This window comes from Nostoc sp., assembly GCF_036919595.1.
GTDB lineage: Bacteria > Cyanobacteriota > Cyanobacteriia > Cyanobacteriales > Nostocaceae > Nostoc.
The window spans coordinates 121,398-132,957 of the sequence record NZ_JBALCO010000157.1; the positions used below are offsets into that span (position 1 = coordinate 121,398).

At 38.7% G+C, this 11,560-nt stretch carries 11 protein-coding genes; 3 read left to right on the plus strand and 8 right to left on the minus strand.

Translation table 11 applies throughout. The features are described 5' to 3' along the window. Positions 1–74: 74 nt before the first annotated feature. The 3 genes from V7K21_RS24530 to V7K21_RS24540 all read right to left on the minus strand — a co-directional run bounded on the left by V7K21_RS24530 (position 75) and on the right by V7K21_RS24540 (position 3,841). Positions 75–1,133 carry a 3-deoxy-7-phosphoheptulonate synthase gene (locus tag V7K21_RS24530; RefSeq protein WP_335177834.1) on the minus strand — a complete coding sequence of 353 codons (1,059 nt, stop codon included), beginning with the start codon at positions 1,131–1,133 and terminating at the stop codon, positions 75–77. A gap of 198 nt (positions 1,134–1,331) precedes the next feature. After that, a complete protein-coding gene (locus V7K21_RS24535) occupies positions 1,332–2,990 on the minus strand; it encodes an alpha-amylase family glycosyl hydrolase (RefSeq protein ID WP_335177836.1) in 1,659 nt (552 codons plus the stop codon). Positions 2,991–3,463: 473 nt separating this feature from the next. Then, the gene (locus V7K21_RS24540; protein WP_335177838.1) at positions 3,464–3,841 is read right to left on the minus strand and encodes a DUF1823 family protein; all 378 of its coding nucleotides are present in this window, start codon (positions 3,839–3,841) and stop codon (positions 3,464–3,466) included. A gap of 149 nt (positions 3,842–3,990) precedes the next feature. Between V7K21_RS24540 and V7K21_RS24545 the strand changes: the two genes are divergently transcribed. Further along, positions 3,991–4,116 (plus strand): hypothetical protein, encoded by a 126-nt coding sequence (locus V7K21_RS24545; protein WP_335177840.1) that lies wholly within the window; start codon positions 3,991–3,993, stop codon positions 4,114–4,116. 293 nt (positions 4,117–4,409) lie between these two features. Continuing rightward, positions 4,410–5,066, plus strand: a complete 657-nt coding sequence (locus tag V7K21_RS24550) for a pentapeptide repeat-containing protein (protein ID WP_335177841.1) — start codon at positions 4,410–4,412, stop codon at positions 5,064–5,066. A gap of 115 nt (positions 5,067–5,181) precedes the next feature. On the opposite strand, the gene V7K21_RS24555 is transcribed toward V7K21_RS24550, so the two are convergent. From V7K21_RS24555 to fraC, 3 genes are all read right to left on the minus strand, one after another. Then, a complete protein-coding gene (locus V7K21_RS24555) occupies positions 5,182–5,961 on the minus strand; it encodes an ABC transporter permease (RefSeq protein ID WP_335177843.1) in 780 nt (259 codons plus the stop codon). Positions 5,962–6,210: 249 nt separating this feature from the next. Then, positions 6,211–7,218 (minus strand): septal junction protein FraD, encoded by a 1,008-nt coding sequence (gene fraD / locus V7K21_RS24560; RefSeq protein ID WP_335177845.1) that lies wholly within the window; start codon positions 7,216–7,218, stop codon positions 6,211–6,213. Between the two features lie 52 nt (positions 7,219–7,270). Further along, on the minus strand, positions 7,271–7,807 hold the full coding sequence (gene fraC, locus V7K21_RS24565; RefSeq protein ID WP_335177847.1) for a filament integrity protein FraC: 537 nt from the start codon (positions 7,805–7,807) through the stop codon (positions 7,271–7,273). A gap of 236 nt (positions 7,808–8,043) precedes the next feature. Between fraC and V7K21_RS24570 the strand changes: the two genes are divergently transcribed. Continuing rightward, positions 8,044–9,180 (plus strand): cob(I)yrinic acid a,c-diamide adenosyltransferase, encoded by a 1,137-nt coding sequence (locus tag V7K21_RS24570; RefSeq protein WP_335177849.1) that lies wholly within the window; start codon positions 8,044–8,046, stop codon positions 9,178–9,180. Positions 9,181–9,599: 419 nt separating this feature from the next. Here V7K21_RS24570 and V7K21_RS24575 read toward each other — a convergent pair whose 3' ends face one another. Continuing rightward, positions 9,600–10,577, minus strand: coding sequence for a PleD family two-component system response regulator (locus tag V7K21_RS24575; RefSeq protein ID WP_335177850.1), 978 nt, complete (start codon positions 10,575–10,577; stop codon positions 9,600–9,602). Then, the gene (locus V7K21_RS24580) at positions 10,574–11,455 is read right to left on the minus strand and encodes a response regulator (protein WP_335177852.1); all 882 of its coding nucleotides are present in this window, start codon (positions 11,453–11,455) and stop codon (positions 10,574–10,576) included. Before V7K21_RS24580 ends, V7K21_RS24575 begins: the two co-directional genes overlap by 4 nt. Positions 11,456–11,560 lie beyond the last annotated feature (105 nt).

Below are 11,560 nucleotides of genomic sequence, written 5' to 3' on the forward strand. Positions count from 1 at the left end.
ATATTGGGTAATGACAAGCCCTACTACGATTGGGGAGTAAGATTCAAAGCCTCTGAAAACCTCCACTATGGTATTTACTTAAGTTTTTCGTGAGCAGCCAAAATAATTTTTTCAGTTTCTTCCCAGCCAATACATTTATCAGTTACAGAAATACCATATTTTAATTCTTCTTGTTTACCAGTAATTGATTGACTACCTTCATACAAATGGGATTCCAACATCATGCCAACTATGGATGTATTACCAGCCACTATTTGCTGAATAATATTTTCTAAGACAATACCTTGTAATTTGTAATCTTTATTGGTATTCCCGTGGCTACAGTCAATCACAATTCTCGGTGGTAAATTTGCCTGTTTTAATTTCTCTTCAACCAGTTTGACATTTGCTGGATCAAAGTTGGGCTGAGTACCACCCCTTAAAATTACGTGACCGTAAGAATTACCTTTAGTTTGAAATACGCTTACCTGTCCGTTTTGATTAATTCCCAGAAAATTATGCGGGTTTCTAGCTGATTGTAGGGCATTCAAAGCTACTTGAATATTACCGTCAGTACCGTTTTTAAAACCTACAGGCATCGAAAGCCCACTTGCCATTTCGCGGTGAGTTTGTGATTCGGTCGTGCGTGCTCCAATGGCAGACCATGTAATCAGTTCACTAATGTATTGAGGGATGATTGGATCTAGTGCTTCTGTACCAGCAGGTAATCCTAATTCTGTAATTTTTAATAACAGGTTCCGGGCAATTAACAAACCATTTTCTACATGGAAAGAATCGTCCATATCTGGATCATTAATTAATCCTTTCCAGCCTACAGTTGTTCTTGGTTTTTCAAAGTACACTCGCATAACTAGTAGCAAGTTATCCTTAACTCGCTCGGCCAATATTTTCAATCTCTCAGAATATTCGAGCGCTGCTTTTGGATCGTGGATTGAGCATGGACCAACTACTATAAATTTTCTGCGATCCTGAAAATCCAGGATATGTTCTATTTCCTGTCTAAATGCTAAAACTCTTTGTTCAGCTAATTGTGTTAAAGGTAATTTTGATTTTACTTCATTGGGAGTTAATAAAATGCGATCGTTCTCGATGTTAGTGTTGTCGATATTACTATTAAATAATTTGTTGTGCATGGGGATGATTTGGCAATTTTATATCCGCACTTCAACTCAAAAGTGTAACACAAACCGATGATATTTTAAAATAGCCTGTTTTCTGCTTGACAAATTTTTCATTAAACTGTATACGAGTAAGATAATAACTGAAAAAGGGGAAAAATGTTTCCCTTTTTCTTTCCTATTGGACTACTGACTCAGCAGTAGTGTATATCATTACTGCCATACAAACACTTTGGCTTCGTATGGTCCCAAATCAGCTATGATACCATCGTCACTAGCTTCGACATCATAATTCCCTGTCCACTCGTGCCATGTACCACCGCTTGCTAAATTAGGAACATGATAGTCACCTAGAAAATTTTCTGAAAAATTAGCTACCACGACTACACGAGAACCTTCATCATTCCAACGAGTATAAGCTAATACTTTTGCCTCTGGATTTTCGTGGATAAAATCAATATTTTCTGTGTAGAGTGCATGATTATTTTTACGCAGGTTGGTTAAACCTTTGTATGATTCAAATAAACCACGATTTAAATCATTACCTAACAGCGTCCAATCAATTTTGGCTGATTCAGGTTGTTGAGGTTTATACTCGCCAAATTCCTCTCCCATCCAAATCAAAGGTACACCAACAGCAGTCATCAGGATGGCTACTCCTAATTTAGCCCGCCTAAAGGCTTCTTCGTCAAAAATCTCACGGTTCCCCAATTCAACCATGAGATGGTTATGGTCGTGGTTGGTGAGGTAATTTACCACATTAATGGTACCCAAGAAGCCTTGGCGCTTGCAGTCAATGACATCTTTGAGACGCTCTAAATCAAATGTATCACCGCAGATATGTTCTAAAATGCAGTGATAGAAACTATCATGCCAGCAACCATCCATTGGGCCATCTACATTGGTAATGCTAGGAGTTTCAGGAATGTGTTCGGCAACATTGTAAAAAGGCTTCATGCTAGCAGTTTTTTTGGCTTCTTGAACAATCCAGTGCATGAAGTCGTAGTTAGCAATTTGCCGCGCTGCATCATAGCGAATACCATCAAGATGATATTCCCCAATCCAAAAACGGATTGTATCACCAATAAATTTCCACGCTGGATGAATATCTAATTTTTCGTCATAATGTTCATAATTAAACTCAGGTCCCCAGTTATTACCAGGGTCACGGGGAGAGTGATGATACCAATAATCGTGGTCAATTTGTGTTAAAGGAGCAGATGCTTCTGAATGGTTATAAATACCGTCAAGAATCACACGAATACCTTTAGCATGACACTCATCAATCAACTTTTTTAACTCAGCAGTTGAACCATAACTAGATTCTGTTGCAAAGAAGTGGCGGGGATTATAACCCCAACTATAATCACCAGGATATTCTTTAAGTGGCATCAACTCAATAGCGTTGATTCCCAGTTCACACAAATAATCTAACTTTTCAATAACATGTTTGTACTTACCTCGTGCATAAGGGTCATCCTCACCACCAGAAAAGTCACCAACATGTAATTCATAAATTACCAATTCTTGGTCAGCAGGTAAAGGTTTATCATCATGTTGCCAAATATAGGTATCAGTAATCCTTTTACCATCTTTTACCTGGATAACACCATCATCTTTTCCACTTTGTTCATCTATATCAGTTGCATAGGGGTCTGTGACATCAACCCATTGTTCTGGTTCAAGAAACCATGAATTTGACTGGACGCGCAATTTATATTTATAAACGCCGTCTTCTAGTTCAACACTTGTACGAAAATAACCATCATCACCTTTTTCCATTGGAATTTCTTGCCAATCAGAAAAAGAACCAATTAATGCGGCTCCTTTGTTGTAAGGTGCAAATAAATTAAATTCAATTGGCTTTGCCATATAAGTGTTTGTAATATCAATGGTTGATAAAAGTATTTTCTGATACTCAATTGAGTTTGCAAATCACTCTAGAGAAATAATTATATAATTAGTGCTTCTATCTTCAGGAATAATTGATAAATATTTTATAAAAATTAAATATTTGTTGGCAAGTTTTTACTGTTTAGAGCATTTATTTTTTGATTAATATTCAAATTTACTTACTGCAATTTTGTCTGATGATACTAACAAAATTTAAATATTATTGTATGAGACTTCAAAATTATAATAAATAAATTAATAATTTTTTATAAAATTATAAAAGAGCAAATATTTGTGAATAAGAACAATATTGCTACTAATAAAATATTTTTTACTAAAGCAATTAAACTTTTGATAATTGCAACCCATAGATACCTGACAACTTTTACGAAGTCGGGTATCTTGTTTCTCAGAAATGATTTAGGATTGCTATAAATATCTGCCGCATGAGATTACTCAATTTTGCCGTGAGTTTGTTGCAGATAACTTAACAACCAATTCGCCGCCGTCGCCCTGCGAGTTTGTCGAGGCCCAAATTCACCAATTTTGTAACCTTTGAAACCCAGTTTTTCTTTTAAAATTTGTTTATTTTCAGCAGGAATGGAACGAGTCAACCTGACTGTTGCAGGGCGAGATTCAATGAAATCTGGTGGTTGTGGGTACTCATCTTGCCATTCTGGTGCAACTTGGCTAGTGTCCCATTGTGCAGTTGAAGAATCATAGCGATAGCCTAAATAATGCCATAGCAACTGGTTGACTGTGGCATCATCAAGTTTCTCGTCAAGAATTGCCCAAATTGTTTCTGTATTCAGTGGTGGTAGGTTAGACATAAGCAATTCCAAATTCAAAGTTGAAAAACTGACTAGTAATTAAAATAAATCGTAATTCGTAAATAGGGAATTTGTTCCAAAATATAGTCGGTGGTAAGCAGAAATGAGGTGATTAAGAATGGGATAATTACGATCGCTAAGAGTTGAATTTGCCCTATCCCTGGGATTTACCTATGAGGATGGTCAAACTTTTCTCTTCGATAACCTTGCAACCTCCTTTAATATTGGCTTTGACGCCAATGGAATTAGCCGTACCAACTGAGCGATCGCGGTAATAACGCCCAGGATGATAATTTTTACTTTAGCCTTCGCTATCAACCTTACTAGAGTGGTGCGTTAGTCTTTAGCGTAACGCACCCTACCAACTTGACTTATCAATGTTTCCTGACCTATGTCAGCATTTTTTGTTTTAAAAACCACTTCAAAAGCGTATTTTCAGGTAATTTGCGATTTTTTAAGAATTTATTTTTGATTATTTACAGAGCTAATCTCCATTTGGGGTGTACTCTCAATATACGGTAACTATCTACTCGCTCTTTGAGATAAATTACACCCAGAGGTGAATACCATGAAAAATTATGCTGATAAGCAGGAATTTATATTAAGTCAAATTACAAATAAATATTTTCAGCGCCGAGATTTCAGTGGATGTGACTTGAGTGGAATCGACCTGAAAGGAATTGATTTAAGTGGTGTTAACTTTATAGGAGCGGATTTGCGTGATGCAAATCTGTGTGGCTGTGTCCTCACTCGTGCTAATTTAAGTGGCGCAAATTTGATGCAAGCTAGCTTACGTGAAACTAATTTGTATGAAGCATCTTTGTGTGAAGCTAATTTGATTAATGCTGATTTAACACGAGCAAATTTGTGCGGAAGTTTCTTATGGCGGGCAAAATTCTCAAATAGTAATCTTTGGGGTGCTTCTTTGTGTGATGTAGATTTGAGAGAAGCAGACCTAAGTAAAGCCAAATTATTTGAAGCATCACTGATTGAAGCTAACTTAGTTAGAGCAAATCTCACAGGAGCAAAGCTATGTGGAGCAAAATTACTAGAAGCTAATTTAACTGAGGCCAACTTAACTGGTGCAGACCTGACATGGGCAAATTTAACCAAGGCAAACTTGAGTAAAGCAAACCTTTGGGAAACAAACCTGATTTATGCGAAGTTCCGAAATACTATCATGCCTGATGGCATAATTAAGCAACCTCAGATAGTGATTTATTAAAAGAGTTAGAAGTAATTAAATTTTAGATTTTAGATTTTAGATTTTTTTCAATTTAAAATCTAAAATTAGCAGAGTTAGGAGAAAATAACTTTCTGTTTGTTCTTCTGCCCAATGACTAAAATTCGCGTTGTGAAAAGATAAAAATAGCGATCGCTAACAACATGGCACTATAAAGTAAGCCATAGCCAGCATTCATAATCAGTCCAGTTGTGTCAGGTAGTGCTTGCAGACCATAAACAGCATCATTTTTCAAATCTAATCGAGATAAATCTGGTAAGATGAGAAATAAACCTTGAGTTAGACGTTCCATAGTAGGGTTGTGACTAAGACGACCAAGTTGTACTAAATCTTGAGTAATATTTCCGATTAAATATACTGCAAAGGTTAAAATAGTCGCTAGCAAAGAAGCAGTAAAAACACCAAAGGTAATAGCTATAGCAGTGATTAATGATAACTGCAAAAATAAGAAAATTGCCGCAATTAGAATGCTCACCGTTGGATGATGAATGTTACCAAATTGCAGAAATATTAGATAAATTGCTGTCATCGTGACGATAAGTACAGCTAGTACTGCGGATAAACCCAAGTATTTGCCGACGATAATTTCGCTGCGGCTGACAGGTTTAGCAATTAACATTAAGACAGTGCGTTTTTCAATTTCTTTATTAACCAGTCCCGTACCAACAAATATCGTCACAATTAACCCGATGGCATTCATCGTTGCCATCCCGAAGTCTAAAAACATTTTGTCTTCAGTCGTAGCTGCAAATTCAGGAAGGACACGAAAAGCGGTGGCAAGTATTAACGCATAAAAACCAATAATATATAGGAGGCGATCGCGTACCACTTCCTGAAACACATTCTTTGCCAATACAAAAATTCTGTTAATAGTCATTTGTTATTTTTACCTCATTTTCTCATCTCCGTCACCGAAGTTTAGATTTTAAATTTTGGATAATGGAATTTAACAATTTAAAATCAAAGAATTTCAAAATGTCTGTTCCTTAAGCGTCTTGTCAAAGTTGCCCCAAATTTAAATGCGAGAACAAATCTAAAATCGTTCGACTGAAGCATTCGCAAGAGCGTCTCTAAGAGTTGCCGTTCGCGTAGCGTTCCGCAGGAAAGTCTAAAATCCAAAATTGAGTCACTGCTGCGGAGGCGGTGACCCAGCAATTAATTTATTGATGCGATCGCATTCAATTTCTGCAACTGTAATCTTATTCCCTGAATTGTTAGTTGCTGCAACTGGTTCAATCCGACAAGATTTTTTCAAGTAATAGCCCTGCGGGTTATAACTCGGGCCTATCCAAATACTTAATAAATCTAATATATATCCAGATTTAGTATTAGCTACACGCGGTTCAACGTGCCATAGTTCCCTCTCTTCATATTTACCCAGGTTTTTTTGAATTACTTCCGTACCCAGAGTTGTTACCCGCTGTTTCGCATCTAGCAACCATTTTTCTACTTCCGACCAAGGTGTTTGGGCTATTTCTTCTACTACTATTGGTTGAAGTTTTTCTAGAATTACAACACCGTTTTGCGGAACTTTTACTCGTTCCTCTGTTCTGACAACAAAGGCACTACGTTTAAAACTATCTGCTTGCAAACTGGGATATTGTTGGAACCAATTATCCATCACAAAGTAAAACTGAATCCAGCAACTTAGCAGCATACTACTAGCAACTAAAATTATGATTCTTTGGCGATCTTCTGGCTTAGGAATTCGAGCTTTAGCGTCGGTATCATTTCCTTCAATAAATTCTGGTATTGCCGTAATTAGTGCTGAAATTGTCGGCCAAAAAACTATTGTTCTTGATGTAATTACATCCTGTTGATTTCCAAAGGCAAAAACACTCACTAAGAATCCAGTGATCACTGCCCCGACTGGCATAAAAGTACCAGGAACCCTCAAAGGATCTTCAGTTGTATACCAAGCTGTGCCGGCAATTAAAAATAACCAACCGAAAAATGCAATTATATCTTTGATATAACCTGTAGCACAATATGAAAGTACCCAAGAAAAAACACTCAGATAAATAAATGTCTGCCAGGAATAAGCTTTGGGTGGAACTAATACCTTTCTAATTCCCGCATAAAGCCCTTCAGTAAATTTAAAAATACCAAATACATCTTTAAATAGCGTATTCATGTTCCTCACTACACCTGATTAATCACTATTCTTGCTTTGAAATAAATTATTCCTACTTTGAGCGAAACAATAAAATAATGGTGATAGCAGTATAACTCACAGAATTTGCTATTAACGTAGTAGTGACTAAATTGGTACTTTGTAATCTAAGATTGCTAAAACTCCGCCAACGCCGCCGTTGAGATGTTTGAGGTTCCTCTTCTTTTTTAGCAAATGATTCATTTAATAATAGTAGTAATCCTTGTAAAATCAAATATTTCATCAAAAAAGTAGCAAAGAAAAATCCAAAAGCAGTTAAGATAATTAGCGGTTGTGTTTTTGGTGTAAAATAATTAAAAAATATATAGTTAATTAATTCTGATTTCAACTGTATCGGCAACATTGGTTCTGATACAAAAAATATGAACCAACCAATCACACTAGAAAACAGATTGATAGAAATGGCATAAAAAGTACTGGATTTTTTGTCAAATTTTAGTCTATTGTGGAAAACATATGCTTCGATGGGGATGGCAATCAGTACAAATAAAAAGTCAAACAGAATTCCACCAATGGGAAAAATCCTGGGAAGTATCCAATTTTCAGGCATAAATGGTCAACGGTAAGGGTTAACTGTAGAGAGTATAACTGGGATAGTGAGGGTGATGGGGGAAATTATCACATTGTTCTTGTCCTTTACCATGTTGGTGTGCCAGTATTCCTTTATTGATATTGTTAATATATCAAGCTGATGCTTGTACGGGCGTGCTAGAGGGGCAGTTTCTCAGATGAGAGGACAATACGTTAGGTAAGATTAAAGATTGCCACGTTATAGCTTTTCGAGAGATGACAAGGAACGGTATTGGTATTCGCACGGCGCAAGTGCGTCAGGAGCGGCTCATTGGTCAAATTCACGTCTACGATGGCGTGGGTAAAGGTAAGTCTCAAGCGGCTTTGGGAGTGGTTTTGCGCTCCATTGGCTTGGGGATAAATACGCCTAGCAATTCTAACCGGGTTTTACTGCTGCGGTTTTTAAAAGGGCCGGAACGTGATTATGATGAAGATGGCGCGATCGCAGCTTTGCAGCGCGGTTTTCCCCATTTAATTGACCAGGTTCGCACTGGGAGAGCCGAATTTTTTGGGCATGAGGAAATTACCCCCTTTGACCGAGATGAAGCGGAGCGGGGTTGGGATGTAGCCAAAGGTGCGATTGCCAGTGGTTTATATTCAGTTGTCGTCTTGGATGAAATTAACCCCGTTCTGGATCTAGGGTTGTTACCAGTGGATGAAGTGGTAAAGACATTAAAATCCAAACCCCAAGAGTTAGAAATCATCGCCACCGGACGCGCTGCGCCGCAAAAGTTGCTCGATATTGCAGATTTGCACTCAGAAATGAAACCTCATCACCACCCAACAGCTAAAGCCCTCTTGCTTGAAGGGATTGAAATTTATACTGGTGCTGGGAAGGGCAAGTCTACTAGTGCTTTGGGCAAAGCTTTACAGGCTATTGGTAGAGGAATTAATCATCCCGGGTCTACCCGTGTGTTGATTATGCAGTGGCTTAAAGGTGGTAGCGGGTATACAGAAGACGCAGCGATCGCTGCCTTGCAGCAGTCATATCCAGAAGTGGTGGATCATCAGCGCTGCGGTCGAGATGCGATCGTCTGGCGAAATTCCCGGCAAGAATTAGACTACGTAGAAGCCGAACGGGGTTGGGAAATCGCTAAAGTTGCGATCGCCTCTGGACTGTATAAAACTATCATCCTCGATGAACTCAATCCCACAGTTGACTTAGAACTCCTCCCCGTTGAACCCATTGTCCAAGCTTTGCTCCGCAAACCCCGCGACACCGAAATCATTATCACTGGTCGCTGCCAAAATCAACCAGCGTACTTCGACTTGGCTAGCGTCCACTCAGAGGTTTATTGCCACAAACACTATGCCAATCAAGGAGTAGAACTCAAACGGGGGGTAGATTTTTAGGCGTTGCTGATAAAGAGTATAAATTTAGTCTCACGCAAAGGTGAAGCTATAACAAATTTATTTACCAAAATGGTAAACGTGAATTTGCAGTAGATCTAGAAGGTGGTAAACGAGTTGTAAGCCAAATAACGACCCCATCCCCCTTAGTGAGGATGGAAGCATTGATTGGTCAAAAGTTACTGGTGTTTGTATTGTTTTGATTGGAGATTACCATAACTAAGACAACCCGACCATTCACTCCAGATTTTGGTATTCATTCTGCTATTGTTGTGGGTCGGCTGCAACATGATCATCTAATTGATCCGTCTTCGATGAATAGTTTAAAGGTGAGGAAGAGCATTTTCAAGGGATAGAATAAGCAGACGATAATACGAGCCGATACATTGAAAATAGGGTGAAAATGTCTGAAGTTTGGCGCACTAACCGGAATTTTGACTTTTGGGTAGTAAAATATTTTGCACAAAGCGATCGCGTCCTGCTGCCTTTGCTTGATACAACGCCCAATCCGCTGCGGAAATCATTTCTTCCAAGTCAGAATTTTGCTGAGGAATTTCTGTCGTCAACCCGACACTAATAGTTACATGAGGACTAACTTGGGAATTTTGATGAGGAATTGCTAGTGTGCGGACAGCATGGCAAATTTTGTCGGCAACATGAGTCGCCCCCTCAGTGTCTGTGTTAGGTAAAATCACAGCAAATTCTTCCCCACCATAACGGGCAACTAAGTCTGCGGGACATTTAATAATATCTTTGATGGCTTTAGCAATTTTTTGAAGACAGCGATCGCTTACCCGATGACCATAAGTATCGTTATATAATTTGAAGAAATCAACATCGCAAAGAATCAGCGAAAGGGGTTGTTGCTCCCATTTCAGGCGCTGCCACTCTTGGTTAAAATACTCTTCAAACCGTCGGCGGTTAGCTACTTGAGTTAATCCATCGATAGTAACTAATTGCTGCAATTCCACATTAACGGCTTCCAATTTTTGCTGTAACTGAGATTGTTGAATCAAGCGTTTTACCCGTTGTCGCAAAACTGGCCAGTGAATCAAGTCAATCGGTTTGGTAATATAATCCGTTGCCCCCACTTCAAATGCACGATCAACTGACTTTTGATCTTCAAGTGCTGTAATCATCAAAACTGGAGTGTACTTGCTACAATCAAGACGGTGTAACTGAGTGCAACACTCAAACCCATCCATGTCCGGCATTATGGCATCAAGGAGTACTATATCGGGGTGGAATTGCTTAAAAACATTTATTGCCTCTATACCATTTTGAGCCTCTGCTATTTGATACCCTTCCCGCTCTAATAAATGTCGCAATATCAGGCGGATTAAAGGTTCATCATCAACAATTAGAACTAAAGATTGACTTTCTTGAGCATTGGCTTTCATGGTGCTTCCTTCGCAAGTTCTTTTTGTAAGGCTGTTTTAACTTGTTCATATTCCTGATATAGTTGTGAAAATAATTCTAAGCTGTTTTCTAATTTACTGCTGCGTCCCTGTGCTTCTAACAGCTTGCAAAGCTGCACCAGGGCGATCGCTCCAACAGAAGCACTGCTGGACTTGAGTTGGTGGGCTGTCTTCCATATAGTCAGGGCATCCTCATTTGTGATCGCTGTGCTAATATCTTGCACCAGTCTCCGTGTTTCTATCAGATAACACTCAATTAGTTCAGCAAATGCAACATGATCTCCTCTGACGATATCCCACAAGGATTGGAGCATTTTAGGATCAATTTTGGCGCTTTTTAATGTCTGGTTTTGTTCTGACTGGAGAATATTTGGCGAAGGTTGCAATTCTTTGCAGATCACTTTACCGAGTTTAACTATGGAAGTGAATTCAGAACTTCTTTGGGGTGGGCATTTACTGAGTACCTCAGCTAACTCTTGAAGCTGAATGGGTTTGCTAATGTAGTTATCCATACCAGCAGCAAGACAGACTTCGCGATCGCCTTGCATTGCATTGGCAGTTATCGCAATGATATGGGGACGAAAACCAACTCTCCATTCTTGAGAGATTCTCCGAGTTGTTTCTAACCCATCCATTTCCGGCATTTGCATATCTAAAATGTCAATATCAAACTGCGTTCCCTGAGCAAGTTGATCTAAAGCTTCTTTATCAGATTTGGCAGCATAAGCTTGCATCTTCCAAGACTCTGCTTGCAAGCTGATAATTTTGCGGTTGGTCAGATTGTCATCCACAATCAACAGGCGCTTTCTGGCAAGGTGTATCGGCGAATTACTAAATTCAGCTTCTGGTACAGCAGGCACTTTGGTCGTAATGGGAGCAATGCGATTTTGTGAGGTCGGCTAAAAAAGGTGCGATCGCTAATCACCCATTACGTATGAGTTAAATATTTTATACAATATTACTAG

Excerpts from the sequence above, each read along its gene's own strand:
- V7K21_RS24555 (WP_335177843.1), bottom strand. The coding sequence starts at position 5,961 with ATGACTATTAACAGAATTTTTGTATTGGCAAAGAATGTGTTTCAGGAA.
- V7K21_RS24550 (WP_335177841.1), top strand. The coding sequence starts at position 4,410 with ATGAAAAATTATGCTGATAAGCAGGAATTTATATTAAGTCAAATTACA.
- V7K21_RS24530 (WP_335177834.1), bottom strand. The coding sequence starts at position 1,133 with ATGCACAACAAATTATTTAATAGTAATATCGACAACACTAACATCGAG.
- fraD (WP_335177845.1), bottom strand. The coding sequence starts at position 7,218 with ATGAATACGCTATTTAAAGATGTATTTGGTATTTTTAAATTTACTGAA.
- V7K21_RS24535 (WP_335177836.1), bottom strand. The coding sequence starts at position 2,990 with ATGGCAAAGCCAATTGAATTTAATTTATTTGCACCTTACAACAAAGGA.
- V7K21_RS24570 (WP_335177849.1), top strand. The coding sequence starts at position 8,044 with ATGACAAGGAACGGTATTGGTATTCGCACGGCGCAAGTGCGTCAGGAG.
- V7K21_RS24540 (WP_335177838.1), bottom strand. The coding sequence starts at position 3,841 with ATGTCTAACCTACCACCACTGAATACAGAAACAATTTGGGCAATTCTT.
- fraC (WP_335177847.1), bottom strand. The coding sequence starts at position 7,807 with ATGCCTGAAAATTGGATACTTCCCAGGATTTTTCCCATTGGTGGAATT.
- V7K21_RS24575 (WP_335177850.1), bottom strand. The coding sequence starts at position 10,577 with ATGAAAGCCAATGCTCAAGAAAGTCAATCTTTAGTTCTAATTGTTGAT.